The organism is Sphaerisporangium sp. TRM90804, assembly GCF_029846175.1.
In the GTDB taxonomy this organism is placed as follows: domain Bacteria; phylum Actinomycetota; class Actinomycetes; order Streptosporangiales; family Streptosporangiaceae; genus Sphaerisporangium.
Genome location: NZ_JARWAC010000011.1, coordinates 23,183 through 48,891, shown reverse-complemented (window position 1 = coordinate 48,891; position 25,709 = coordinate 23,183). Strand labels below are relative to the sequence as shown.

The following is a 25,709-nucleotide window of genomic DNA, read 5'->3' as shown; positions in this document are numbered from 1 at the left end:
AAAGTGGAGGAAACGTCGAAATCCATCAACTCGCGGCGCCGCACGCTCCGGGAGACCCTTGGCCTGGGGCGCGCGTCCCTGCCGGTCGGGATCACCGACCGCATCGAGCACCTCAGCGTGCTCGACAAGGTGAACCAGGTGCTGGCCAACGCCGTCCGGCACCGGCTGCCGGCCGGGAGCCGGGTCAGGGACGTGCTGCACGGCGTGCCGACCGGGCATCCCCTGCATCCGCCGCTGGCGACCGTCAGCCTCGGATGCTGGATCGCGACCGCCGTGCTCGACATGATCGACGTCGATCCCCGCGCGTCACGTGCCGTCCTCGCCACCGGCATCGCCGGCGCCCTGCCGACCGCCGCGGCCGGCATCACCGACTGGTCCGTCCTGCATCGTGAGCAGCAGCGGGTGGGGTTCGTCCACGCCGTGGTCAACCTCACCGCGCTCGGGCTTTACTCCGGCTCGCTCTTCCTGCGGATGGCCGGCAACCACCGCGCCGGGCGCCTGCTGGGATACGCCGGCCTCGGCGCCGCCGGCCTCGGCGGCTACCTGGGCGGGCACCTGGCCTACCGCATGGCCGCGGGCCCCTCGCACGCCGAGCCGCTGACACACCTGATGCCGCTCGGCTGGCACGACCTGTGCCGGCTGTGGGACCTGCCCGACGGCCGTCCGGTCACCCGGCGGCTCGGCTACATCCACCTGTTCGTGCTGCGGCACGGCGCCCAGGTCAAGGTGCTCGCCGACCGCTGCTCCCACCTGGCCGGGCCGCTGCACCAGGGACGGCTGGCGATCGTGGACGAGGAGGCGTGTGTCATCTGCCCCTGGCACGGCAGCGTGTTCCGCATCGACGACGGCACGGTGGTCCACGGCCCGGCGACCGCGCCGCAGCCGTCGTTCGACGTGAACGTGCGCGGCGACGGCGTCGTCCAGGTGCGCCCCCGGCAGGCCTGACGTCCCGGCCGGGAGCGCCCGGTCTACTCGGCCTCGCCGTCGTCGGCGGCCCCGTCGGAGGCGGGGTACTCCACCAGGGCGAGGATGCGGCTGGCCATGAAGCGGGCGGTCCGTACCGGACTGCCGCTCCTGGTCACCTCGCTGACCTCGACCAGCCCGCGGCGAGTGGCCACGTCGACGCGACGCCCCGCCTTCGTCGCGACGACCTCGTACGTACGCGGCGCGTCGCCCGCGTCTATGACGATCTCGACTCGGTCACCCTTCACATCTAGGTAGATACCCCGATGCAGTAGGCGTTATCCGTACACCAGTTTGACGATCGCGACCACTCCGACGCACACGATCACGGCGCGCAGCACGCGGGCCGGCAGCCTGCGTCCCACCTTCGCGCCGAGGAACCCGCCCAGCGTCGAGCCCAGCGAGATCAGCAGCACCGCCCACCAGTCCACCGGCGCGATGAAGCAGAACAGCACGGCCGCGGTGGTGTTGACCAGCAGCGAGAGCATGTTCTTGGCCGCGTTCACCCGTTGCATGCCGTCGTCGAGGAAGGTGCCGAGCAGGCCGATGAGCACGACCCCCTGCGCGGCGCCGAAATAGCCGCCGTAGGCGCCCGCCCCCAGCACGCCCGCCCACAGCCACGGGCCGCCGTGCCGGCGCGGGGCCTGCCCGCGCCGGGACAGCCAGCCGTTCAGCCGGGGCTGGACGATCACCAGCACGCAGGCGAGCGCGATGAGCACCGGGACGATGACCGAGAACGCCTCGGCGGGCAGCGAGAGCAGCAGCAGACCGCCGGCCAGCGAGCCCACGACCGAGGCGACCCCCAGCCGCACGAGCCGCGCGCGCTGCCCCCGGAGCTCGGCGCGGTAGCCGAGCACGCCCGCCACCCCGCCCGCGACCAGGCCCACGTTGTTGGAGACGTTGGCGACGATCGGCGGGTAGCCGAGCGCGAGCAGCGTCGGGAACGTGATCAGCGAACCGGACCCCACGACGGCGTTGATCGCCCCCGCGGCGGCCCCGGCCGCGAGGATCGCGACCACCTCCCACGGCGTCAAGGACACACCCCTCGTACGGCTTCGCCCGATGCTTGGCGGTTCACCGTACCGGCTCGGCCACGGTGGGGCGGCCGAGCGGTCAGGGGGCGGCCTCGACGGTCAGGGACGGCCCGGCGGCAGGGGGGCCAGGCCGCGGCGGTCAGGGGGCGGTGGGGCCGTCCTGGGCGCGAGGCGCGAACAGGCCGCCCAGCCCTTCCATGACCTTGCCCATCTCGGAGGGCACGATCCACAGCTTGTTGGAGTCGCCCTTGGCGATCTCGGGGAGCGTCTGGATGTACTGGTAGGCCAGCAGCCGCTGGTCGGGGTTGCCCTCGTGGATGGCGCGGAAGACCATCGCGATGGCGTCCGCCTGGCCCTTGGCCCGCATGGCCTGGGCCTCGGCGTCGGCCTGGGCGCGCAGCACGGCCGCCTCGGCCTCGCCCCGCGCCTTGAGTACCGCCGCCTGCCGCTCGCCTTCGGCGGTCAGGATCGCCGACTGCTTCTGCCCCTCGGCCGACAGGATGGAGGCGCGCTTGTCGCGGTCGGCACGCATCTGCTTCTCCATCGAGTCCTGGATGGACGCGGGCGGGTCGATCGCCTTGAGCTCCACCCGGTTGACCCGGACGCCCCACCTGCCGGTGGTCTCGTCGAGCGCGCCGCGCAGCTCGGAGTTGATGTCCTCGCGGGAGGTCAGCGCGCGTTCGAGGTCCATGCCGCCGACGACGTTGCGCAGGGTGGTGACCGTGAGCTGCTCCACGCCGGTCAGGAAGTTCGCGATCTCGTAGGTGGCCGCCTTGGGGTCGGTCACCTGGAAGTAGATGACCGTGTCGATCGACACCACGAGGTTGTCGGAGGTGATCACCGGCTGCGGCGGGAAGGAGACGACCTGTTCACGCAGGTCGACGACGGTCTTCACGCCGTCGATGAAGGGGACGACGATGTTCAGGCCGGGGGTCAGCGTGCGGTGGTAGCGCCCCAGGCGCTCGATGATGAAGGCCTGCGCCTGCGGGACGATGCGGACCGTCCGGTACAGCGCGAAGCCGGCGATGGCCGCGACGACCACCGCGACGATGAGCTGAGTCATGAGCTGCTCCGACCCGAGATATCGATGACCCCCGGCCGGAAATGATATTTGGTTTGCGCTTTAGCCGTTCGTGAACCGCGCAGCGGGTTCGCCGCAAATCGTGAGGCGCGCTCGGGCTCAGCCGGAGCCGGGCAGCGCCCGGGCGTACCACCGGCCGTCGGCGCTGCGCTCCAGGCTCAGCGGGACGCCGAACGTGCGGGACAGGTTGTCGGCGGTCATCACGTACTCGAGCGGGCCCTGGGCCACCACCGAGCCGTGGCGGAGCAGCAGCACGTGGGTGAAGCCGCTCGGCACCTCCTCCACGTGGTGGGTCACCAGCACCATCGTGGGGGCCGTGGCGTCGTACGCCAGGCCCGACAGCCGCCGCACGAGATCCTCACGCCCGCCGAGGTCGAGCCCGGCGGCCGGCTCGTCGAGCAGCAGCAGCTCTGGGTCGGGCATGAGCGCCCGGGCGATCTGCACCCGCTTGCGCTCCCCCTCCGACAGCGTGCCGAACTTGCGCCTGATGAGGTGGGCGCAGCCGAGCTGGTCGATGAGCTCCACGGCGCGGGTGACGTCGCCGGAGTCGTACTGCTCGTTCCACCGGCCGAGGATGGCGTAGGAGGCGGTCAGCACGAGGTCGATGACCTTCTCCTCCGGCGGCACCCGCTCGGCGAGCGCCGCGCTGGCCAGGCCGATGCGGGGGCGCAGGTCGAAGACGTCGGTCTGGCCGAGGCGCTCGCCGAGGATCTCCACCGTGCCCTCGGTGGGGTACAGCAGCGCGGCCGCGACCTGGAGCAGCGTCGTCTTCCCCGCGCCGTTGGGGCCGATGACGACCCACCGCTCGTCCTCCTCGACGGTCCAGTCGATGCCCCGCAGCAGGGCCGCGCCATCTCGGCGGACGGCGACGTCCTGAAGCTGAAGCACCTGACCACCCATGCCGACTACCTCCTGAAATATCGATCCGGGCCGAATGCTCGCATGCCGGCCCGGCTCTCCACCGGGCGGGTCGCCCCGCCCAGTGTCCCTCCGGACCAAACCTATTGCAGCATCAGCGCATATCGTGGTCCGGTGCACCCCGATTCACCGATCTCCGCCACCCTGGTCGCATGGGGCAACGCTTGGCTTGCCGGACATGTCGGCCTCGATGAGGCTGTCGACCGGCTGGAGCGCGCGGCGGGCCCCCAGGTCGTCTCGACCGAGGTCACGGAGACCCCCCTGCGCGGATTCCTCGCCGACCTCCGGGTCGAGGGCATGACCGCCCTGCGTCTCGCCCTGCCCGCCGCGGGCGACCCCCTGGGCCTCACCGGCCCCGCCCCCTTCACCGTGGCCGCCGTCGACGCCGGGCAGGCCGCGACGGCCGTGCTCTCCGGCCGGTGCCTGGGCCTGATCCCCGGCCCCGACCGCCGCGGGTCGTCGTACTCGGGCATCCGCTGGGCCGCCATGCCGGCCAGTGCCACCCCGCCCGACGTCCCGAGCCTGGCCGAGGCCGAGCACGCGCTCACCATGTCGATGCGGGCCGCCACCGACGCCCTGCTGTCGGTGGAGGGCCCCGGCAGGGCGCAGCCGTCGCTCAACGCCGCCGACGACGGCCTGGCCCCCGGCTACCCCGCCCGCGCCCACCGCGTCGCCGCCCTGACCGCGCGGCTGGCGTCGGTCCTGCGCGTCGCCGACGAGCGGGGGCTCACCTCAGGGCAGGTGGCCGTGCGGCGGGAGGCCTTCCTCGACCTCGACCGCGCCGTGCGCCGTGCGCGGGTGGCCGCCCACAACGCGATCACCGAGCCCGGCTCGCCGCTCACCCCCGGCCGCCCGGCCGGCACGCTCGGCACACCCTCCCCCGGCTCGCGCATCCGGCGTTCCCGCCCCTGAGAGCCGCGTACGGCCCTCGCCGGCCAGGCCGGGGAACTCCCGGCGACCGGCGTCGCTCCGCGCGGCTCCGCGGCCCGTCAGGCGAGGCCGTGCCGCACGGCGTACAGGGCGGCCTGCGTGCGGTCGTGCACGCCCAGCTTCATCAGCACGTTCGACACATGCGTCTTCACCGTCTTCTCGGCCACGAGCAGTTCCCGGGCGATCTCCCGGTTCGACCTGCCCGACGCGATCAGCGCCAGCACCTCGCGCTCGCGCTCGGTCAGCACGGCGACCGGCGCGGGCCCCCGAGACGTGACCGGCGGCCCGGTCTCGGGCGGCGCGAGCATGGCCTCGGCCGCCTCCGGCGCCAGCAGCACCTGCCCGCCGTGCACCGCCCTGATGGCGTGCACCAGCGCCGCGGGGTCGACGTCCTTGTAGAGGAAGCCGGCCGCGCCCGAGCGCATGGCGGGGGCGACGTCGCCCCGGTCGCTCACCGAGGTCAGCACGATCACCCGGAGCCCCGCGCCGCGGGCCGACAGCTCGCGCAGCGCCCCCAGCCCGTCCAGCACGGGCATCTTCAGGTCGAGCAGCAGCACGTCGGGGGCCAGGGAGGTCACGAGCGTCACGGCCTCGGCGCCGTCGGCGGCCTCGCCGACCACCTCGACGTCCTCCTGAAGGTCGAGGAACGTGCGCAGGCCCTGCCGGACGACGGGATGGTCGTCGGCGATCACGACGCGGATCACGGCGTCCCCACGGCACGGGCCGCGGCCACCGCCCCGGGACGGCGCGCGCGGCGGGTCACAGCGGGACCTCCAGGCGTACGGCCGTCCCCGCGCCCGGCTTCGACCGGACGGTGAGCGAACCGTCCGCCGCCTCGGCGCGGTCGCGCATCGACAGCAGCCCGAGGCCGCGGAACACCGGCGCGTCCACCTCGAAGCCGTCGCCGTCGTCGCGGACCTCCAGCGTGAGGCAGGGGCCCGGCACCTCCAGGCGCACCTCGATCGCGCCGGCGCCGGCGTGCCTGAGCGCGTTGTGCAGCGCCTCCTGGGCCACGCGCAGCACCGTGACCTGCACGTGCGCGGGCACGTCGACGGGCAGGGCGCCCTCGAAGGACACCGCCACCGGCGAGAGCCTGTCGAGCAGCGCGACGTGCTTGCGCAGCGTCTCGGCCAGCCCGTGCCTGTCGAGCTCCGCCGGGCGCAGCTCGACGATCACGTCCCTCAGCTCGGCCAGCGCCTCCCCCGCCATGCGCTGAGCCCGGTCGAGCTCGGCCACCGCCCGCTCGGGATCGGCCCGCACCAGCGAGGCGGCCGCCTGGGCGGTGAGCCGCAGCGAGAACAGCTTCTGCGTCACGGCGTCGTGCAGCTCGCGCGCCATGCGCGTGCGCTCCTCCACGACCGTCAGCTCGCGGACGCGCTCGTACAGCCGGGCGTTGGTGAGCGCGATGGCCGCGTGCGCCGCGAACAGCACGAGCAGGGCCTCGTCGCGCTCGGTGAACCCGCCGGGAGATCGTTTGTTGGACAGGAAGATGATGCCGACGACCCGCTCGGCGTCCTTGATCGGCACCCCGATGAAGTCCTTGAGCACCGGGTGCGCGGCGGGCCACCAGCCGAACCTGGGGTCCTCGCGGATGTCGGGCAGCCGTGCGGGAGTGCCGTCGCCCAGCAGCGCGGCCAGCATGCCGTGCTGGCGGGGCAGCGGGCCGATCGCCTCCCACTGCCGGTCGCTGACGCCCTCGGCCACGAACTCGGCGAACGAGCCGTCGTCGTCGGGCACGCCGAGCGCGGCGTAGCGGGCGTCCAGCAGCGTGCGCGCCGAGCGCACGATCACCTGGAGCACCTCGCGCACCGACAGATGGCGGGTGACGGCCAGCACCGCGGAGCTGACCGCGTGCAGCACCGCGTCACGCTCCGCCTCCGGTTCGGCCGCCACGTCCCACACTGTAGGCGCGAAGACGTCCCGGCCGCGCTCGGCCCATGGTCCTAGGCCCATCAGCCCAGCGGTGGGCGGGGCCGACGCCCGATGCCCCGAGAGGGCGCGGATCCTAGCGTTCTGAGGCATGACACCACACGAAACCGCGCGCACCGCCCTGATCACCGGCGCCTCCCGCGGCCTCGGCCTGGCCCTGGCCCGCGCCCTCGCCGCCGGCGGCTGGCGGCTGCTGATCACCGCACGCGACCCCGCCGACCTGGAGAAGGCGGCGCTGGAGACCGGCGCGACGGCGCTGCCCGGCGACGTGGCCGACCCGGCGCACCGCGCCCGCCTGGCCCGGGCCGCCAACGAGCTCGGCGGCCTCGACCTCCTGGTGAACAACGCCTCGACGCTCGGAGCGGCCCCGCTGCCCGCGCTGTCGGCCTACCCCCTCGACGCGCTGACGGACGCGCTGGACGTCAACGTGGTCGCGCCGCTGGGCCTCATCCAGGCCACGCTGCGCGGGCTGCGCGAGCGCGGCGGGGCCGTCGTCAACATCTCGTCGGACGCCGCGGTCCAGGCCTACGAGGGCTGGGGCGGGTACGGGGCGACCAAGGCCGCGCTCGACCAGCTCTCCAACGTGCTCGCCGTCGAAGAGCCGGACGTGGCTGTCTGGTGGGTCGACCCCGGGGAGATGCGCACGCGCATGCTGGCGGACGCCGTCGGCGAGACCGAGGCCGCCGGCGCCGACGACCCGGAGATCGTCGCCGCCTTCCTGGTCGACCTGGTCACCGCACGCCCCCGGAGCGGCCGGGTGACCCGGTGATCACCTTCGACCTGCCCCGGGCCCGCGAGGCGCACGAGCCGCCCGAGGCGCGCGGGCTCGCCCGCGACGACGTCCGCCTCATGGTCTCCGACCGGACCTCCGGAAGCGTCACCCACCACGCCTTCACCGAGCTGCCCGACCTGCTGCGCCCCGGCGACGTCCTGGTGGTGAACGACTCGGCCACGCTGCCCGCGGCCGTGCCGCTCGACCGGCTCGCCGTGCACTTCTCCACCGCGCGGGCGGACGGCTCCTGGCTGGTGGAGCTGCGCCGGCGCACGGCGGGCACCACGGCGCCGTACGCCGGCGGGGAGCCCGGGGAGTGGCTTCCGCTGCCCGGGGGCGCGACGCTGCGCCTGCTGGCCCGCGAGACGCCGCGCCTGTGGCGGGCGAGGCTCGACCGGGACGTCTCGGGCTACCTGGCCGAGCACGGGGTGCCGATCCGCTACTCCTACGTGGACCGCGACTGGCCGCTCTCGACCTACCAGACCGTCTTCGCGGTGCGGCCCGGCAGCGCCGAGATGCCGAGCGCGGGACGCCCGTTCAGCCCCGAGCTGGTGACCGCGCTGGTCAGCCGGGGCATCGTGGTCGCGCCGGTCACCCTGCACACCGGGGTGGCGTCGCCGGAGAAGGACGAGCCGCCCTACCCCGAGCGCTTCGCCGTCTCGCCGCAGACCGCGCGCCTGGTCAACCAGGCCGAGGGCAGGGTGGTGGCGGTGGGGACCACGGTCGTGCGGGCGCTGGAGACGGCGGTGGTGCCGGGCACCGGCCGGGCGCGGGCGGCCGAGGGGTGGACGTCGCGGGTGGTCACGCCGCTGGACGGCGTGCGGGTGGTGGACGGGCTGATCACCGGGCTGCACGAACCGCGTTCCAGCCACCTGCTGATGCTCTCGGCCATCGCAGGGGAGGAGCTGTTGTCCCGTTCGTATGCCGAGGCGTTGCGTGAAGGGTATCTGTGGCATGAATTCGGCGATCTCCACCTGATCGTGGCAGATCAAAATCGTGAAAAGTGATCCTTAAGAACGATCCACGTCCATAATTTCGGATCACGTTCTTTTTCATCACTTCTATCGGGAGACAACTCCATGCGTCGGCACCTCTCCGCGCTCGCCGCCCTGGCCCTCGCCGGGTCCTTGGCGGGCGCCTCCCTCGCCGTCCCCGCCGCCGCGGCAAGCGCCCCCGCCGCGTCCCACGCCCTCACGGCCCCGCAGTCGCCGCTGAAGTTCAAGGTGCAGTACCCCAAGGCCGTCAAGAAGGGCGGCACGATCACCTACACGATCAAGAGCACCAACGTGGGCGAGTGGCCCACCGACCTCGCCGCGCTGCTCGCCAAGCTGCCCAAGGGCGCCAGCAAGATCCGCGTGGTGGGCAAGCCGTCGACCGCCTTCTGCGAAGCGTCGGGCCGCGACCTGTTCTGCCTGTTCGACACGATCAAGCCGAACCGCTCGGCCACCGTCAAGGTGCGGGTGTGGCTGAAGAAGAGCACCAAGGGCAACGCCTACGCCGAGTTCGGCACGGTCTCGATCGACGTCCCGAGCGGCGTGGACGTCACCAACGAGGAGGAGCTGGACAAGCTCGACCTCCAGGACGACGTGAAGTACGCCAAGGTCAAGACCCGGATCCTGCGCTAGCCGGCCCGGCGGAGGGCCGCCTTCCCCACGGAGGCGGCCCTTCGGCGTTCCCACCCCCGACCTCCCCCGGCCACGCCCCGTCCGTATGGTGAACCGCTTGCACATCGGCCCGGGGCGGTCGGTAGCGTGGTGCGCGATGAAGCCGCGCACGCTCCTGATCACGCTCACCGGCCCTGACCGACCCGGAGTCACCTCCCGGTTGTTCACCGTGCTGGCGGGCTTTCCCGTGACCGTCGCCGATGTCGAGCAGGTCGTCATCCGGGGCCGGCTCACGCTCGGCGTCCTGGTGGCCTACGCCGGGGGGCCGCCCACCGGCACCGGAGGCACACTGGGGGCGATGTGGGCGGCCGTCGAACGGGTCGCCGACGACATCGGCATGGAGGTCGAGCTGTCCACCGGCACCGACGCCGGGGAGCAGCGCCGCCGGGGGCGCCTGCACGTCACCGTCCTGGGCATGCCGCTGCAGCCCGCCGCCATGGCGGGCATCGCCGGCCGCATCGCCGCCGCCGGCGCCAACATCGACCGCATCGAACGCCTGGCCGCCGCGCCGGTCACCTGCATCGAGATGGCGATCTCCGGGGCCGACCCCGCCGCGCTGCGCACCGAGCTGACCGCCGAGGCCGCGCTCCAGGAGGTCGACGTCGCGGTGCAGCGGTCCGGCATCCACCGCAGGGCCAAGCGGCTGATCGTCATGGACGTCGACTCCACGCTCATCCAGGGCGAGGTGATCGAGCTGATCGCCCGGCACGCCGGGTGCATGGACGAGGTCGAGAAGATCACGGCCGCGGCCATGCGAGGCGAGCTCGACTTCGCCGCCTCGCTGCGCGAGCGGGTGGCGCTGCTGGAGGGCCTCTCCGACGACGTGTTCGACCTCGTCCGGCAGGAGGTCGTGCTCACCCCGGGCGCCCGCACCCTGGTGCGCACGCTCAAGCGGCTCGACTACCGCTTCGCCATCGTCAGCGGCGGCTTCACCCAGATCACCGACGGGCTCGTCGCCGAGCTCGGCATCGACTACTCGGCCGCCAACACGCTGGAGGTCGTGAACGGCAAGCTCACCGGGCGGGTCGTCGGCGAGATCGTCGACCGCGCGGGCAAGGCGCGCGCCCTGGAGCGCTTCGCCGAGCGGGCCGGCATCCCGATCAGCCAGACCGTCGCGATCGGCGACGGCGCCAACGACCTCGACATGATCGCGGCCGCGGGTCTGGGCATCGCGTTCAACGCCAAGCCGGTGGTGCGGCAGGCCGCGGACGCCGCCGTCAACGTCCCCTACCTGGACGCCATCCTGTACCTGCTGGGCATCTCCCGCGGCGAGGTGGAGGCGGCCGACGCCGAAGACGGCCTGCCCACCCCCGTCCCCGCGCCGCCGTCCGCCTGAGCCGGCCCCGGAACGCGCCCGGAGGGCCCGTCACGGGTCCTTGGGGTTCCAGCGGCTCAGCAGGCGCCCGTCGCCCGGGCCGAGGCCGGCCCACGACTCCGTGCGGATCACCGCGAACGAGCCCGGGGGGAACGGCTCCTCCACGGAGGTGAGCGTGAGGCCGGCCACCATCTCGTGCACGCCGGGGTTGTGGCCCACCAGCAGCAGCGTCGACACCTCCTCGTCGACCCGCCCGACCAGTTCGAGCAGCTCGTCGGGGTAGGCCTCGTAGATGTCGTGCTCGACGCGCACGAGCGCGTCCGGCGCGAGCACGGCCAGGGCCAGCTCGGTGGTCCGCCGCGTGCGGGCGGACGGCGAGCACAGCACCAGGCCGGGCGACAGGCCCAGCCGCTTGAGGGTCTCCCCCGCCCGCCCGGCGTCCCGCTCGCCGCGGTCGGTCAGCGGGCGTTCCCTGTCGGCCAGGCCCGGCACGTTCGCGGCCTTCGCGTGCCGCAGTGCGATGAGCGTCTTCACCTACCGAACCCTCCCATCACGCGCGCACGGCCACCACCCGGACCCGGGCGGTGGCCGTGCGCCTGCCTGTTCGATCAGCTCGAAACCTTCTCGGTCTCGATCTGCTGGCTCTCACCGCCCGCCGCCGGCTCGATGCTCGCCGAGCGGCGCTTGGAGACCACGATGGCGCCGACCACGATGCCCACGGCGATCACCGTCACGCCGATGCGCAGCGCGGTGTTGCCCGCGTACGTCACGACCGCGGGGGCCACGAGCAGCGCGACCAGGTTCATCACCTTGATCAGGGGGTTGATGGCCGGGCCCGCGGTGTCCTTGAACGGGTCGCCGACGGTGTCGCCGATGATCGTCGCCTCGTGGGCCTGGGAGCCCTTGCCGCCGTGGTGGCCGTCCTCGACCAGCTTCTTGGCGTTGTCCCAGGCGCCGCCGGAGTTGGCGAGGAACACCGCCATCAGCGTGCCGGCCGCGATGGCGCCCGCCAGGAACGCGCCGAGCGGCGCGTACCCGAGGGCGAAACCGACGGCGATCGGCGTCATGACCGCCAGCAGGCCGGGCGTGGCCAGCTCGCGCAGGGAGTCGCGGGTGCAGATGTCCACCACGCGGCCGTAGTCGGGCAGCTCGGTGCCGGCCATGATGCCCGGCTTGGTGCGGAACTGCTCGCGCACCTCGAACACCACCCGCCCGGCCGCCCGGCCCACGGCGCTGATCGCCAGGCCGGAGAACAGGAACACGACCGCCGAGCCGATGATCAGGCCCACGAGCACGTTCGGCGAGTCGACGCTCAGGCTGAACGTGCTGAACGAGCCGAGCGCCGCCTTGACGTCCGCGGTGGCCGTCGCGAGCTGGGCCTCCACCGCCGTGCGGAAGGCTCCGAACAGCGCGGTCGCGGCGAGCACCGCCGTCGCGATCGCGATGCCCTTGGTGATCGCCTTGGTGGTGTTGCCGACGGCGTCCAGCGAGGTGAGGATGCGGGCTCCCTCGCCCTCGACGTCGCCGGACATCTCGGCGATGCCCTGGGCGTTGTCGGAGACGGGGCCGAAGGTGTCCATGGACACGATCACGCCGACGGTGGTCAGGAGACCGGTGCCGGCGAGGGCCACCGCGAACAGCGCCACGGTGACGTTGCCGAACCCGAGCAGGAACGCGCCGTACACCGCGCCGCCGATGAGCAGGGCGGAGTAGACGGCGGACTCCAGGCCGACCGAGATGCCCGACAGGATGACGGTCGCGGCGCCGGTGCGCGAGCTCTCGCCGATCTCCCGCACCGGGCGGCGGTTGGTCTCGGTGAAGTAGCCCGTGAGCACCTGGATGGCGCTGGCGAGCACCAGGCCGATCAGCACCGCGCCGATCGCGATCAGGCGCGGGTCGGAGCCGAGGCCGGCGATGGCCGGGCTGACGCCGTTGAGCTCGGCGAAGGAGCCGGGCAGGTAGGCGAAGGCCGCGACCGCCACCAGGACGGCCGAGATCGCCGCCGAGATGAAGAAGCCGCGGTTGATGGCGGCCATCCCGTTGCGGTCGCCGGCGCGCGGGGCGGTGGCGAAGATGCCGACGATGGCGGTGAGCACACCGATCATCGGGACGATCAGCGGGAACACCAGGCCCTCGGTGCCGAAGGCGGCCTTGCCCAGGATCAGGCTGGCCACCAGCATGACGGCGTAGGACTCGAACAGGTCGGCCGCCATGCCGGCGCAGTCGCCGACGTTGTCGCCCACGTTGTCGGCGATGGTGGCGGCGTTGCGCGGGTCGTCCTCGGGAATGCCCTGCTCGACCTTGCCGACCAGGTCGGCGCCGACGTCGGCGGCCTTGGTGAAGATGCCGCCGCCGACTCGCATGAACATGGCGAGCAGTGCGGCGCCGAAGCCGAAGCCCTCAAGGACGCTCGGGGCGTCGCCCTTGTAGACGAACACCACGATGGCGGCGCCCAGCAGGCCGAGGCCGACGGTGAACATGCCCGCCACGCCGCCGGTGCGGAAGGCGATGCGCATCGCGACCTTCTCGCCCTGGTCGCGGGCGGCGGCCGCGACGCGGACGTTCCCGCGCACGGCGAGCCACATGCCGATGAAGCCGGTAAGCGCGGAGAACACCGCGCCGATGACGAAGAAGACCGAGCGGCCGATCGCCACGGCGGTCGACTCCGCGGGAAGCAGGAAAAGTACGAAAGGAATCAGAATCACGAAAATGGCGAGCGTTCGGAACTGCCGCGTCAAGTACGCGGCGGCCCCTTCCTGCACGGCCCTCGAAATGTTCTGCATGCGCTCGGTGCCCTGGCCGGCGGCCAGCACCTCGCGTACGAGACCACCTGCGACGGCAAGCGCCAGCAACGCCACCGCGGCCACCACGACCACGATGGTGAGGTGGGAGCCACTAAGGGATACCGCTGCGGCGTCGTCAGCGGCTTGGTAAAGCCCAGACATCCGTCCTCCTCGGCCAGACGGGTAGGTCCAAAGCACGGACCGCGCTGCGAAAGACTCGGGGGGCGGCGCGCATCCGAGCTGGATTGGCGGTGCCGCTTCCGGTAACGTCCGCAGACCTTCCCGCAGGGCGACGTCGATCTGCGGGGACAAAACCTTGGCCGGTGCCGGGAGTCTACGCAGGCCTAGGCCAGATATGAAGCCTCTTCTCGCAGCCAATTAGGGCTACGTCCAGTAGGCGCGGAGGCTTTGCCCTGCAACGACGTGGTTTTACCAGTGCTTGCGCGATCGACGGTCACGTTACGGCCACGCGGTTATTACCGAAGCTTTATGTCCGAAACATCTGGCGGCCGGGCATGACAAGGCCCGCGGCCGGGCGGACCGGTCGCGTATGAAGGCGCGCTCAAGAGACGCACGCCGACCTCGCGGGCGAGGCATGCGGAAAGGCCGGGCGGCCCGGACGGGACACGGCACGGGCGTGGCCGGTGTAGGCCACGCCGCGGGTCAGGCGGGGGTCAGGCCGGTGGCGTGGGCGGGCCAGCTCATGCGGATGCGCAGGCCCTTCGCGCTCGGATAGACCTCGACGTCGTCCGCCAAAGCGGCGATGACGGCGATGCCGAACCCCGACATCAACGTGTCCGCGGGAAGCAGGCTGGCCAGGGCCGTGCCGTTGACGGCGGTCGGCGGCCCTTCCTCGTCCTTGTACGCCTGCTCCAGATCGTCACTGGGCGCCGAGTCGGTCACGGTGACCTCGAAGCGCCCGGAATCGTCGCACAGCTCGATGCGGATGGGCTCGCCCGGGCAGTGGACGCGATGCGCCTCCACTGCCCGCGAGCAAGCCTCCCCCACGGCGAGCCGCACTTCGTCCAGCAGCGCCTCCGCCACCCCCGTGCGACGGGCGATCGCCGTGGCGACCAACCGCGCCGTCCGGACGTGGGCGGGCAGTGCACTGAACGTCAGCTCGACGGTGGCCATGACTACTTGTCTCGGCCGTGAGCTTCCTTGGCCTCTTCGACCGAGGCGTAAATCCCGAAGACCTTCGTCAGACCGGTGATCCGGAAGATCTTCAGGATGCGCTCCTGCGTGCAGACGAGCTCCAGGGAGCCGTCGTGCGCCCGAACGCGCTTGAGCCCGCCGACCAGGACACCGAGTCCAGTGGAATCGAGGAAGTCCACCTTCTCCATGTTGACGAGAAGGTGGAAGTTACCCTTGTTGACCAGGTCGATCAGCAGCTCTCGCAGCCTCGGCGCGGTATAGACGTCGATCTCACCCTCGACTTCCACGATGGTGAGTCTGTCTTCAGTACGGTGGTCCAACTTCAGATCCACAGATCCTCCAGCGCCTTGCCTGCTGAGTCCACGACGAGGGGTCTGACATGCTGGGACCCCAAGTCCCAGCGCGCAATACCCTGACGCGCGGCATTCAACCACGCCCCGCCTTCGTGTCTATACGAAATCACGACTCCGGGCGACTCTCCCCCAAGATGCCAAACTGGAAACCAGTGACTCCGACTACATCACCCTCACGTCGGGCCGGCCCCCCGCTGGCTCGCCTGCTCGCGACCCCCGCGCGTCGGGAGCGCGTCACGCATATAGAGCACGTTCCCGCACGTCAGGCGGGTGAAGCGCGATGGCCGGAGTGGGTGGGCGAGCTTCTTGTCAGCCGTCTGCGAAACCTCGGTGTCGACGGCCTTTGGGAGCACCAGGCCACGGCGGCAGAGCACGCGCACCGTGGCCGAAACGTGATCATCTCCACGGGGACGGCGTCGGGAAAATCACTCGCCTACCTGGTGCCGGCCGTGTCGGAGATCCTGTCAGGGGGGTCGGTGCTGTATCTCACACCGACCAAGGCGCTCGCCGCCGACCAGCTCCGCTCGGTGCGCGACCTGAAGCTCGCCCAGGTGCGCCCGGCGACCTACGACGGGGACACCCCGCCCGACGAGCGCCAGTGGGTACGCAAACACGCCAACTACGTGCTGACCAACCCCGACATGCTTCATCGGTCGATGCTGCCGCGCCACTCGGCCTGGTCGTCGTTCTGGCGGCGCCTGCGGCTGGTGGTCGTCGACGAGTGCCACGGGTACCGGGGGGTGTTCGGGTCGCACGTGGCGCAGATCCTCCGGCGCCTTCGCCGCATCTGCGGAAGATACGGCGCGGAACCGGTGTTCGTGCTCGTCTCCGCCACGGTGAGCGACCCCGCGACCGCGGCGATGCGCCTGACAGGCCTTGAGATGGCCGAGGTGACGACGGACGCCTCTCCCCGGGGTTCCACCACTTTCGCGCTCTGGGAGCCGCCCCTGACCGACCTGCGGGGCGAGGGGGGCGCTCCGGTCCGGCGCACGGTGACCGCGGAGACCGCCGACCTGCTGTCCGACCTCGTGGTGGACGACGTGCGCACGCTCGCCTTCGTCCGGTCGCGCCGGGCCGCCGAGATGGTGTCGCTGATCGCCCGCGACCACCTGGGGGAGGTCTCCCCCGAGCTGCCGGCCCGGGTGGCCGCCTACCGGGCCGGTTATCTCGCCGAGGACAGGCGCCTGCTCGAGAAGGGGCTGCGGTCGGGCGCGATCATGGGTCTGGCCACGACCAGCGCGCTGGAGCTCGGCATCGACGTCTCGGGCCTGGACGCCGTGCTGATCGCGGGATGGCCGGGCACACGGGCCTCGCTGTGGCAGCAGGCGGGCCGCGCCGGGCGTGACGGCCAGGACGCCCTCGCCGTGCTGATCGCGCGGGACGACCCGCTGGACACCTACCTCGTCCACCACCCGGAGGCGCTGTTCGGGCGGCCGGTGGAGGCGATCGTGCTCGACCCCGACAACCCGTACGTGCTCGGGCCGCACCTGTGCGCGGCGGCGGCCGAGATCCCGCTCACCGAGGACGACCTCGCCGTCTTCGGCCCGGCGTCCGGGGCCGCGCTGGACGACCTCGTGGCCCGTGGCATGCTCCGGCGCCGCCCGCAGGGGTGGTTCTGGACGCGGCGGGAGCGGGCGGCCGACCTCGCCGACATCAGGGGCTCGGGCGGGGCGCCCGTGCAGGTGGTCGAGGCGGCCACCGGCCGCCTGCTCGGCACCGTGGACGAGCCGTCCGCCCACACGGCCGTGCACACCGGCGCCGTCCACATCCACCAGGGCGAGACCTACCTGGTCGAGCTGCTCGACCTGGACGCGGGCGTCGCACTCGTCTCCTCCGCCGAGCCCGACTACTCCACCTTCGCCAGGGACGTCACCGACATCTCGGTGCTGGAGTCCCTGCGCTCACAGCCCCTCGGCCCCGGCGAGCTGCACTTCGGCACCGTGGAGGTCACCAGACAGGTGGTGTCCTTCCTGAAGCGCCGCGTCCACTCCGGCGAGGTGCTCGGCGAGGAGCCGCTGGACCTGCCGCCCCGCACCCTGCGCACCCGCGCGGTCTGGTGGACGCTGCCGGACTCCTCGGTGGCGCCTTTGCTCGCCGAGGGCTTCCACCTGGGCGGCGCCGCCCACGCGGCCGAGCACGCCGCCATCGGCCTGCTCCCGCTGTTCGCCACCTGCGACCGCTGGGACATCGGCGGCGTGTCCACCGAACTCCACATGGACACCGGCCTCCTCACCGTCTTCGTCTACGACGGCCACGAAGGCGGCGCCGGCTTCGCCGAACGCGGCTACTCCCGAGCCCACGAGTGGCTGACCGCCACCCGCGAGGCCATAGCGTCCTGCGAATGCGACCGCGGCTGCCCCTCCTGCATCCAGTCCCCCAAATGCGGCAACGGCAACGACCCCTTGGACAAACAAGGCGCCATAACCCTCCTCGACACCCTCCTCCCCACCCCGCCCCCCACCCCCAACCCCACCGCCGTCCACCCAGGCCCAACGCCCCCCGACGCCCCGCAGCGCCGACCGCCCACATAGCCCCGAAGCCGCACCAGCCGAACACCCGCGCACACCCGACACCGCACCGCACCAGACCCCCGCCCACACCCGACACCGCACCGCACCGGACCCCCGCCCACACCCGACACCGCACCGGACCCCCGCGCACACCCGACACCGCACCGGACCCCCGCGCACACCCGACACCGCACCGCACCGGACCCCCGCACCGGACCGAACACCACAAAGAGCGGGACACGCAGGACTTGATGCCACACAGAGCCCGATGCCGCTGAGTCAGCGCCACTGAGAGCGGCGAGATGGCGGGCGTGGTCGAGAGTGGAGGTGGCGGGCAGCCTTACCGTCCCCAGCGTCGCGGGCCACGGGCACCGGCGCGCCAGGGTGACCGGGTAGGGACCCGAACTCTTGGACGCCAAGCCGCCGCCTTCCCTGGCCACTGAGACCGGCACTGTCGAGGGGGAGCGGGGCTGATCGCGGCCCTCACCGGGGGCCGGCGCGGGCCTCCGCTTCGGCCTCCAGGGGGCCGTCCAGGCCGGGAAGGACGAACCGGGCGGCGACCTTGACGTCCACGACCCCGGCTCGCACGACACACCGCCTCAGGGACGCGTGGTTCGCCGTGGCGAGCCGACGAGCATGCCCGCACGCCTTCTCGGGAGCGGCCAACGCGTGCACCGCCGCCGCCAGAGCACTGAGATCAGCCGCCGACTGGGCACGATGCCGAGCCACCCGAGCCGACCCCACGAGCACCAACGCCACGGCCGACACCCACACCAGCCCCATCAAGGCCAGAACCCAGACCGTCCCCGCCCCTCGATCACCACCCCTCGATTCCTCACGCCACACCCTCACCCCCCTCCCTCGACCACCACCCCTCGACTCCTCACGCCACACCCTCACCCCCCTCCCTCGATCACCACCGCTCGACTCCTCGCGCCGCACGTTCCCCGACCTCCCCCATCACCCCTCGACTCCTCAGCCGCATAGCCATCGCGGCTCCCCATCACCCCAGACTCCTCACCACCCCCCGACTCCTCTCGTCGCACATACACCGCCCCTCCGCCCATCACCCGCGTCATCCTTCCGACCGCTACCAGTGCGGCACCTGCGTCGCCGAGGCGGGCGTCCCCGCTCCGGGCTCGGTCGCGGACGTCGCCGTGGCTCGCAGGGGCAGCTCGGGGACGGCCACCGCCCAGCTGGGACGCAGCGTCGCGGTGACGGTGACCCGGCTCAGTCCAAGGTCACGGCTGACGCTGACGACAGCACCGGGAGGTGCCGCGCGCGCCACCGCTCGATGCACCGCGTCGAGGGACTCCCCCCTGGCTGCCGCCCTCGCCCCGGCGCGAGCCGCGTCGACGCACTGAAGCTGCACCCCCACGGCCGCGACCGCCCACAGAGCGACCCCCAGGACAAGCACCAGCGCGGGAAGCGCCACAGCCGTCTCCGCCGTGACCGCCCCAACCTCGGACCGCCACCCCCTCGCCCGCCGCACCCCCCTCACACCAGTACCCGCCCAACCGGCGACGCGGGTTGGAACCGATGCCGGGGGGCGTCCATGTCAGCCGGCCAACTTGAGCGCGCGGGCGATGAGGTCGGACAGCATCTTCCGGATCTCGGGGCTGGTCACGATCTTGAAGAGCAGACCGGCGAAAGCACAGGCGGCGATGGTTCCCACCGCGTACTCGGCCGTGGACATGCCCGCCTCGGACCGGACGCGGGCGGTGGTCACCAGCTTGCGGCCCGTCGCGGCGAACCGGCATGAGATCAGGCCGAACCCGCGTGAGATCAGGCCGAGCCTGCCGGTCGCCATGGCGAGCCGGCGTCCCATGAGTGCGAGCCTGTGGGCCGGCTTGCGGACCCGGCAGCGCGGCGCCGGCCGCCGATGCCGGGCGGCTGAGCTGTCCCTCGGAGCCACCGCTCGCGGCGTGTGCCGGATGGGCTCCTTAACGCACCTGTGCATCGGCCTCTCCCTTGAGTCATCGTGAGCCGTGCGGATCATCCGCACCGCTCTCACCAGGTGAAACCAGGGTGTCGCAACCGGAAGAAGCCATCTGGGCCGAGCGCGATTCTGTGGATAACTCGGCGGAGCACGTACATCGAGCGGTTCAGCGGCCGAAGACCTGACCGGCAAGTCCCGCGACGACGGGGACGATGCCGAGCAGGACGAAGGCGGGCAGGAAGCAGAGCCCGAGGGGAGCGACCACCTGGACTCCCGCGCGTCTCGCGGCGGCGGACGCCTCGGCCCGCCCTTTCCTGCGCGCGTCGTCGGCGAGGCGGGTCAGCACGTCGGCCACGGGCGCTCCGCTCGACGCGGCCCGGGTCATGCCGAGCACCAGGCCGGAGAGCGCACGGTCGCCCTTGAGTGCCGACCAGGCCGCCTCTGGCGCGGCCCCCAGCCGTAACTGGCCGCCCACCCAGGCCAGACTGTCCCCCAGGGGCCCGCCCACGGCGTCGGCCGCCGTCTCGACCGCACCGGTGACCGGTTGCCCGGCCCGGAGACAGGCCACCATGACGTCCGCCGCGAAGGGCAGGTCGGCCACCAGGCGGGCACGCCTGTGCCGGACCTCGACCGGCTCCCGGCGGCGGACGACCACCACCGCCGCCCCACCGGCACATGCCCCCACCACCAGCCCCGGCGCACCGCCGACGACCAGAAGACCCGCCAGCATGGCCAGAACCACCGTCATCGGCTCGCCGCTCAACCACCGAGCCGACGGCTTCGCACCCTGACCTGCGGCGGCCGGGCGCCCCCCACCCCTCGAAGTCGTCCCCGTCATCCACGCCAGCCGTAGGCCCTCATCGACACGCCCCGGCCACAACCACCCCGACAAAGCCGCGAGCCCAGACGCCAACAGCACACTCACGCTCTCCTCCTCCCTCGCCACCCCGACCCGACGACCGATCACGCCGGCCGCAGACCTCATCGACTCCCCCCGGCCACACCACCCGACAGAACCGCGGGCCCCGGGCGCGAAACGCACCAGGCGCTCCACCCGCCTCGACACCCCGACACGTCGACCGACCACGCAAGCGCCCGCCCTCGTCGACACGACCCCGGCCACACGACCCCGGCAGAGCCGCAAGCCCCGATGCCGGCAACACGCTCACGCTCTCCGTCGCGCCTGGAACGTCGACCGTGACCTCCGCCACCGAGATCCTCCGCGCCGATCTCAGAACGTCAGGGCGTGGGGGTGGGCGGGTGCAGGCGTTGGGCGTGGTGTGCCAGGCGGTTGGTCCACCAGAGGCCGGCGAGGTCCAACGCGATGCCGGCGACGAGGCATGCGAGACCGGCCGGGCCGCCGAAGAGGAACGACAGGGGACGCAGGCCGAGGCCCGCGGCGAGCAGCAGCCCGAGCAGTGGAAGGAAGGCGAGCAGCCGTGCCGTGGAGCGAGGCCCCGCGAGCTGGGCCGCGACCTCGGCACGGTGGGCCTCGGCCTCGCGCAGCGACACCGCGACCCGCTCGATCAACGCGGCCAGCCCGCCGCCCACACCGAGGCTCACCCTCCAGCACGCGGCCAGCCTGCGCAGGCCCTCGCCACCGTTCTCGGCAGCCGCGCGCACGAGGGCGGCGGCGACGTCCCCGCCATCTCGCGCGATCGCGACCACCGGCCGCAGCAGACCGGGATCGGGCGCCTCAAGCGTCGACACCGCCCTGGCCAGCGCCTCTCCGGGCGTGCGGCCGGCGGACAGCTCGGCCACGATGCCCTGGCAGAGATCGATCGACGCCAGCCGCCACGCGGCCGCCTGCCGCGCCCGGCTGGGGCGCTCCCACAGCCGAACCAGCCCCACCGGCCATCGCCACAGCCCTGCCCCAGAACCTCGCGCCAGGGCCGCCACCCGGACCGTCGCCCGATCGGGCCCCGTCCACAGCCACACCGCCCCCATGCTCAACAGCCCCGCCACCAAGAGCACGCTCACAGGAGCCCCAGCGCTCTGGCCCTGAGGGCGGGCAAGGCCGGGCCGGAAGACACCGGGCCGCGAGGCGGGAAGATAGCGGGCTCCGCCCACGACCACACCGCCCCCCTGCTCAACAGCCTCGCCGCCAGGAGCACGGTCACAGCAGCCCCGGCGCTCTGGCCCTGTCGGCGGGCAAGGCCTGGCCCGATGGCGCCGAGCGCGGGGAGATATCGGGCCCCGTCCACAAAGACCAGGGCCCATGCTCAGCGGGCCCCGCTGTCGGGAGCGCGCTCACGGCAACCCCGGCGCTCTGGTCCTGAGGGCGGGCAGGGCAGGGCCGGGGGTCGGCGGGCCGTGGGGCGGGAAGGTCAGGGCGGGGACGGCGTGGACGAAGCCTGTGGGGGCGCGGTTCATCAGGCAGATCTCGGCGACCCTGCGGTGGCCGTCTCGGGGGTCGCGGACCACGTGGATGACGACGTCCAGGGCCGCGGCGATCTGGCTGTGCACGGCTTCCCGGGTGAGGCCCGCGGCGCAGGCCAGCGCCTCCAGGCGGGCTGGGACGTCGGCCGGGCTGTTGGCGTGCAGGGTGCCGCAGCAGCCCTCGTGACCGGTGTTCATGGCCGCGAGGAGATCCACAACCTCGAAACCCCGGACCTCGCCGACCACCAGGCGGTCGGGGCGCATGCGGAGCGCCTGGCGGACGAGGTCGCGCAGGGTGACTCCGCCGGCGCCTTCCAGGTTGGGCGGCCGGGTCTCCAGGCGGACGACGTGCGGGTGCAGGGGGCGCAGCTCGGCGGAGTCCTCCACGAGGATCAGCCGCTCGGCCGGGTGGGCCTGTGACAGCAGGGCCGACAGAAGGGTGGTCTTCCCGGTTCCGGTGCCGCCGGTCACCAGGAAGGCGAGGCGGGCGGCGACCAGCGCGCGGACGGCGGCGGCGCCCTCGCCGGGGACGAGATCCTCCAGGGTGAAGCTCCGGCGGGGCGGCAGCCTGAGGGACAGGCACGGCCCTTCCGAGGAGACCGGCGGCAGGACGGCGTGCAGCCGCACGCCGCCGGACAGGCGGGCGTCGACGTAGGGGCAGGCGTCGTCGAGACGTCTTCCCGCCGCCGCGGCGAGGCGCTGGGCGAGCCGCCGCACCTCGTCGTCGCTCGGGAAGGTGACCGGCGTGCGCCGCAGGCCGAGCCCGTCGTCGACCCAGACCTCGCGGGCGCCGTTCACCAGGACGTCGGTCACGTCGGGCTCGGCGAGCAGCGGCTCCAGCGGCCCCGCCCCGATCAGGTCGGCACGCAGGGCGCGGGCGACCGCGAGGATCTCCGCGTCTCCCAGCACGGCCCGCTCGGCGCGAAGCGCCGCCGCCACCTGCGACGCGGTGGGCGCCGCCCCCGCCTTCGCCAGCCGAACCCTAACGGCCTCCACGAGATCGGGTGAGACCGTCACCCCTCGGATCAGGCCACCCATCTGCACTCCCTCACGATCGACCCCGATCCCGGACGCCGCACGGCCCGAACCGCCGCCCGGGGGCGCCTCGCCCGCGAGCGGGCTCGGCGGCATGCGCTCGCGGGGGGCGGGGCGGCTGTGGTTCCGGGGGGTCGGGGCGGGGGTCATTCGGCGGCCAAGGTGGTGAGGAGCTCGGCGCACAGGCGGGCCAGCGGGGATTTGGGGGGCAGGGGTGGGGCGTCGCCTCTGTTCAAGGCGTCGGTCACGCCTCGTTGGCTGGGCAGGACACCGGCGGAGGGGACGCCGAGGGTGGTGGCGACGACATCGGGGCGCAGGGAGCCGTCGCGGACGACCACACGCAGGGCCGACGTGTGGCGGCGCAGCTCGATGAGCATCTGGGAGGCGGCGAGGACCCCGCGCACGTCGGCGGGGACGAGCAGCAGGGTGGCGACCGCGCGGGACAACGCCTCGGCTTCGGCGGGCCCCACGTGGCGCGGGAGGTCGACCACCACGAGGTCGCACCCCCGGTGGGCGGCCTCCAGCACGGCGCGCATGGCCTCGGGCGGGATGGGCGGGGACTCGCCGCGATGCCAGGACAGGACCGTCAGCTCCCCGATCGTGGGCAGGGCCTCCTGCAGGGCGGCGAAGCTGACGCGGCCCTCACGCTCGGCGACATCGGGCCAGCGGGCGCCGGTGGCCCGCTCCTGGCCGAGGACGACGTCGATGCCGCCGCCGAGCGGGTCGGCGTCCACCAGCAGGGTGCGCAGGCCGCGCCTGGCCCCGAGCAGGGCGAGCGACGCGGCGAGCACGCTCGCACCCGCACCGCCGCTGCCGCCGACGACGCACAGGGTGCGGCCGGCCCTGACCGCCGGCTCCGACGCCTCGGCGAACTCGTCGACCAGCCGCCGTTCGGCCTCGGGCAGTTCGAGGACGGTGTGGGCGCCGACGGCGACGCACCGGCGCCAGACGGCCGGATCGTCGGCCACGCGCGTGACCAGGAGCACGCCCTGCCGGGGCGGCGGTGCGCTGACCGCGAGCGCGTCGGCGGCATCGGCGCCCACGACGACGAGCGGGGCGCGCCGCCAGTAGGGCCGGGCATGGACCGCGGCGTGCGCGACGTCCAGCTCGACCCCGGCCGCCGCGGCGATGCGCAGCAGGTCGTCGAGCAGCTCCTGGTCTTCGGTGATCACCAAGGGGCGGTGCATGCGGTGGCCTCCCTGTCGTTGGGAGACCCACCCTGCTGAAGCGACGCCCCGCCGATCCGGCCGAGCGCGGTTCTGTGGATAAGTGCCGCGGCCGGCGGGCGATGCGAGACCCACCCTGCTGAAGCGACGCGCCACCGATCCGGTCGAGCGTGGTTCTGTGGATAAGTGCCGCGGCCGGCGGGTGGAGGGGGAGAAAAGGGCGACCCCCGCCGGGGGGGAGAGCGGGGGTCGCCTGGAGGTCCGGCTCCGGGGGGGTAGAGCCGGGCCTGTTTCAGAAGAAAGCTTTCAACACCGTGTGCGGGGCGGCGTGGGAAGGCAATGGATATCCCGATCGCCCATCGCCACGGTCATGTGGACACCACCCGTATGGTGCCCGATGAACTGGAGTTCCGTCGAGGCGCAATCTCTGATTTTCCCCGCTTTTTTTCGGCCGTAGCGGTGTGGTCACCAGAAGTGCCCGGGAAATCGCGCCGGGACGCCGGTCACCCACGGTGACCGGTGAAGGCTTCACCGCCGGGGCGGCCGGGGAGGCCGTGCCGCGCGTGAAAGCCCCGGGCCACGGCGGCATGGTCGTCCAGAAGTCGGTAAAGCTCTTGACCGGGGGGTTCCCAACAGGCGGGTTTAGTCGTAGAAAGAAGTCACGGACCGAGTGTTCGAGTACGGCCACCGGGTACCCACGCGCGACCAGCCGCGGGAGGCGCGTCAGGACGGGCTTGTCCCGTCCGACGAATATGAGGTGCACGCTTGGTAACCCGGCGTGGCGTACTGGCGACGGCGTCCCTCCAAGGGACGCCGTTTGCTTTGGCCGTCGAAACAGCCACTCAGCCGCGTTGCAGCGCCTCGCAGATGGCGGTCGCCTCGCGGGCGCCCAGCTCCACGGCCGACGCGCAGTGCCGCACCCAGCCCGCGACCCCCTCGGCGGTGCCCTTCAGGTAGCCCCGCAGGCTCTCGCCGTACGCCTCGCCCAGAGCGGCGTGCCCGACCTCCACGGCCACCAGCGACTTCGGGTCCAGCCCGAACTCCACCAGCGTGAGCCGCTCGGCCGCCCGCGCCACCAGGCCGTCCGCCGTCCCGAACGGGCGCAGCACGGCGAGCTCGGCGTGGACGATGGCCGCGAGCACCAGCGCGGGCGCCGCGGACGGGCCGGTCACCAGGCCGGCCAGCGAGGCGACGCGGACGGCGGCGGCCTCGGCCTCCGGCGCGGGGCCCAGCCCCAGCGGATCGGACGCCGCCGCACCGGTACGGGGCCGCCCGAGCAGGTCGTCGTCCTCGGTCAGACCGGCCGCGGCCAGCGCGTGCAGGCGGGCCAGCACCTGGCGCGGGGCGGTGCGCCAGACCTTGCCGAGCCTCCCCGCCTCGGCCGACGCGCGCAGCGCGCCCTGGGCGACGGCGGAGACCGCCTCGCCCGACCGCAGCACCGCGAGCGGGATGTCCTCCCCCTCCAGGGCCGCCGACGCCCGCGCTCCGCGCAGGGCCGACTCGGCGGAGACCTCGGGCCCGCGCCGCCGCAGCATCCGGTGCCTGTACAGCCGGTCGACCGCCGTACGGGCGTCCTGGACGACCTCCGGAACCCCGGGAAGCCCGGCGATGACAGCCAGTGGATCGCTCACGACCCCCGACCTTACCCGCCGGTAGGCCCGGGACTCGCGGCGGCCGACGTCGACGGCGGGTCAAGAACAGACAAGGCCGCGACCTTCGAGATGGCGCCAAGAGCCGGAACGTGTCAGCATTCGGTCAGAGAACGGTCAGCGCGGCCGACGGC

25 protein-coding genes are annotated in these 25,709 nt (G+C 73.0%); 7 read left to right on the top strand and 18 right to left on the bottom strand.

The features are described from left to right. Nucleotides 1–3: 3 nt before the first annotated feature. Complete coding sequence (locus tag PYR91_RS15040; RefSeq protein WP_279780422.1) at nucleotides 4–945, top strand: Rieske (2Fe-2S) protein; 942 nt, start codon at nucleotides 4–6, stop codon at nucleotides 943–945. 23 nt (nucleotides 946–968) lie between these two features. Here the strand turns inward: PYR91_RS15040 and PYR91_RS15035 are convergent, their stop codons facing one another. The 4 genes from PYR91_RS15035 to PYR91_RS15020 form a co-directional block, all read right to left on the bottom strand. Further along, nucleotides 969–1,211, bottom strand: a complete 243-nt coding sequence (locus tag PYR91_RS15035; protein WP_279780421.1) for a hypothetical protein — start codon at nucleotides 1,209–1,211, stop codon at nucleotides 969–971. A gap of 30 nt (nucleotides 1,212–1,241) precedes the next feature. After that, nucleotides 1,242–1,997, bottom strand: coding sequence for a sulfite exporter TauE/SafE family protein (locus PYR91_RS15030; RefSeq protein ID WP_279780420.1), 756 nt, complete (start codon nucleotides 1,995–1,997; stop codon nucleotides 1,242–1,244). 139 nt (nucleotides 1,998–2,136) lie between these two features. After that, on the bottom strand, nucleotides 2,137–3,060 hold the full coding sequence (locus PYR91_RS15025; protein WP_279780419.1) for an SPFH/Band 7/PHB domain protein: 924 nt from the start codon (nucleotides 3,058–3,060) through the stop codon (nucleotides 2,137–2,139). A gap of 117 nt (nucleotides 3,061–3,177) precedes the next feature. Continuing rightward, entirely contained in the window at nucleotides 3,178–3,978 is an 801-nt protein-coding gene (locus PYR91_RS15020) for an ABC transporter ATP-binding protein (protein WP_279780418.1), read from the bottom strand. 132 nt (nucleotides 3,979–4,110) lie between these two features. On the opposite strand from PYR91_RS15020, the gene PYR91_RS15015 reads away from it, so the two are divergent. Beyond that, entirely contained in the window at nucleotides 4,111–4,908 is a 798-nt protein-coding gene (locus PYR91_RS15015; protein ID WP_279780417.1) for a hypothetical protein, read from the top strand. 77 nt (nucleotides 4,909–4,985) lie between these two features. Here the strand turns inward: PYR91_RS15015 and PYR91_RS15010 are convergent, their stop codons facing one another. Continuing rightward, a complete protein-coding gene (locus tag PYR91_RS15010) occupies nucleotides 4,986–5,630 on the bottom strand; it encodes a response regulator transcription factor (protein WP_279780416.1) in 645 nt (214 codons plus the stop codon). Between the two features lie 55 nt (nucleotides 5,631–5,685). Beyond that, nucleotides 5,686–6,819, bottom strand: coding sequence for a GAF domain-containing sensor histidine kinase (locus PYR91_RS15005; RefSeq protein WP_279780415.1), 1,134 nt, complete (start codon nucleotides 6,817–6,819; stop codon nucleotides 5,686–5,688). A gap of 127 nt (nucleotides 6,820–6,946) precedes the next feature. Between PYR91_RS15005 and PYR91_RS15000 the strand changes: the two genes are divergently transcribed. The 4 genes from PYR91_RS15000 (at nucleotide 6,947) to serB (ending at nucleotide 10,627) form a co-directional block, all read left to right on the top strand. Then, the gene (locus tag PYR91_RS15000; protein ID WP_279780414.1) at nucleotides 6,947–7,624 is read left to right on the top strand and encodes an SDR family NAD(P)-dependent oxidoreductase; all 678 of its coding nucleotides are present in this window, start codon (nucleotides 6,947–6,949) and stop codon (nucleotides 7,622–7,624) included. Continuing rightward, nucleotides 7,621–8,634: an S-adenosylmethionine:tRNA ribosyltransferase-isomerase gene (locus tag PYR91_RS14995; RefSeq protein WP_279780413.1), complete on the top strand. Its 1,014-nt coding sequence runs from the start codon at nucleotides 7,621–7,623 to the stop codon at nucleotides 8,632–8,634. The genes PYR91_RS15000 and PYR91_RS14995 overlap by 4 nt, the downstream gene beginning before the upstream one ends. A gap of 72 nt (nucleotides 8,635–8,706) precedes the next feature. Further along, nucleotides 8,707–9,252, top strand: a complete 546-nt coding sequence (locus tag PYR91_RS14990) for a hypothetical protein (RefSeq protein ID WP_279780412.1) — start codon at nucleotides 8,707–8,709, stop codon at nucleotides 9,250–9,252. 136 nt (nucleotides 9,253–9,388) lie between these two features. Beyond that, nucleotides 9,389–10,627, top strand: a complete 1,239-nt coding sequence (gene serB / locus PYR91_RS14985; RefSeq protein ID WP_279780411.1) for a phosphoserine phosphatase SerB — start codon at nucleotides 9,389–9,391, stop codon at nucleotides 10,625–10,627. Nucleotides 10,628–10,657: 30 nt separating this feature from the next. Here the strand turns inward: serB and PYR91_RS14980 are convergent, their stop codons facing one another. The 4 genes from PYR91_RS14980 to PYR91_RS14965 form a co-directional block, all read right to left on the bottom strand. Next, nucleotides 10,658–11,140, bottom strand: coding sequence for a histidine phosphatase family protein (locus tag PYR91_RS14980; RefSeq protein ID WP_279780410.1), 483 nt, complete (start codon nucleotides 11,138–11,140; stop codon nucleotides 10,658–10,660). Between the two features lie 74 nt (nucleotides 11,141–11,214). Beyond that, a complete protein-coding gene (locus PYR91_RS14975; protein ID WP_279780409.1) occupies nucleotides 11,215–13,551 on the bottom strand; it encodes a sodium-translocating pyrophosphatase in 2,337 nt (778 codons plus the stop codon). Between the two features lie 501 nt (nucleotides 13,552–14,052). Continuing rightward, nucleotides 14,053–14,523, bottom strand: a complete 471-nt coding sequence (locus PYR91_RS14970; RefSeq protein ID WP_279780408.1) for an ATP-binding protein — start codon at nucleotides 14,521–14,523, stop codon at nucleotides 14,053–14,055. 2 nt (nucleotides 14,524–14,525) lie between these two features. Then, on the bottom strand, nucleotides 14,526–14,876 hold the full coding sequence (locus PYR91_RS14965; protein ID WP_030456213.1) for an STAS domain-containing protein: 351 nt from the start codon (nucleotides 14,874–14,876) through the stop codon (nucleotides 14,526–14,528). Nucleotides 14,877–15,031: 155 nt separating this feature from the next. Between PYR91_RS14965 and PYR91_RS14960 the strand changes: the two genes are divergently transcribed. Then, on the top strand, nucleotides 15,032–17,428 hold the full coding sequence (locus tag PYR91_RS14960) for a DEAD/DEAH box helicase (protein ID WP_279780407.1): 2,397 nt from the start codon (nucleotides 15,032–15,034) through the stop codon (nucleotides 17,426–17,428). 462 nt (nucleotides 17,429–17,890) lie between these two features. On the opposite strand, the gene PYR91_RS14955 is transcribed toward PYR91_RS14960, so the two are convergent. From PYR91_RS14955 to PYR91_RS14920, 8 genes are all read right to left on the bottom strand, one after another. Then, nucleotides 17,891–18,253, bottom strand: coding sequence for an Rv3654c family TadE-like protein (locus tag PYR91_RS14955; protein ID WP_279780768.1), 363 nt, complete (start codon nucleotides 18,251–18,253; stop codon nucleotides 17,891–17,893). 244 nt (nucleotides 18,254–18,497) lie between these two features. Beyond that, the gene (locus PYR91_RS14950; RefSeq protein ID WP_347943132.1) at nucleotides 18,498–18,842 is read right to left on the bottom strand and encodes a TadE family type IV pilus minor pilin; all 345 of its coding nucleotides are present in this window, start codon (nucleotides 18,840–18,842) and stop codon (nucleotides 18,498–18,500) included. Between the two features lie 123 nt (nucleotides 18,843–18,965). After that, nucleotides 18,966–19,235 carry a DUF4244 domain-containing protein gene (locus PYR91_RS36400; RefSeq protein WP_347943131.1) on the bottom strand — a complete coding sequence of 90 codons (270 nt, stop codon included), beginning with the start codon at nucleotides 19,233–19,235 and terminating at the stop codon, nucleotides 18,966–18,968. 277 nt (nucleotides 19,236–19,512) lie between these two features. After that, nucleotides 19,513–20,094, bottom strand: a complete 582-nt coding sequence (locus PYR91_RS14940; RefSeq protein WP_279780405.1) for a type II secretion system F family protein — start codon at nucleotides 20,092–20,094, stop codon at nucleotides 19,513–19,515. Between the two features lie 491 nt (nucleotides 20,095–20,585). Next, entirely contained in the window at nucleotides 20,586–21,326 is a 741-nt protein-coding gene (locus tag PYR91_RS14935; protein WP_279780404.1) for a type II secretion system F family protein, read from the bottom strand. A gap of 270 nt (nucleotides 21,327–21,596) precedes the next feature. Next, nucleotides 21,597–22,763, bottom strand: a complete 1,167-nt coding sequence (locus PYR91_RS14930; protein ID WP_279780403.1) for a TadA family conjugal transfer-associated ATPase — start codon at nucleotides 22,761–22,763, stop codon at nucleotides 21,597–21,599. 143 nt (nucleotides 22,764–22,906) lie between these two features. Next, nucleotides 22,907–23,947, bottom strand: coding sequence for a septum site-determining protein Ssd (ssd, locus tag PYR91_RS14925; protein ID WP_279780402.1), 1,041 nt, complete (start codon nucleotides 23,945–23,947; stop codon nucleotides 22,907–22,909). Between the two features lie 821 nt (nucleotides 23,948–24,768). Beyond that, complete coding sequence (locus PYR91_RS14920; protein ID WP_279780401.1) at nucleotides 24,769–25,557, bottom strand: oxidoreductase; 789 nt, start codon at nucleotides 25,555–25,557, stop codon at nucleotides 24,769–24,771. Between the last annotated feature and the right edge of the window lie 152 nt (nucleotides 25,558–25,709).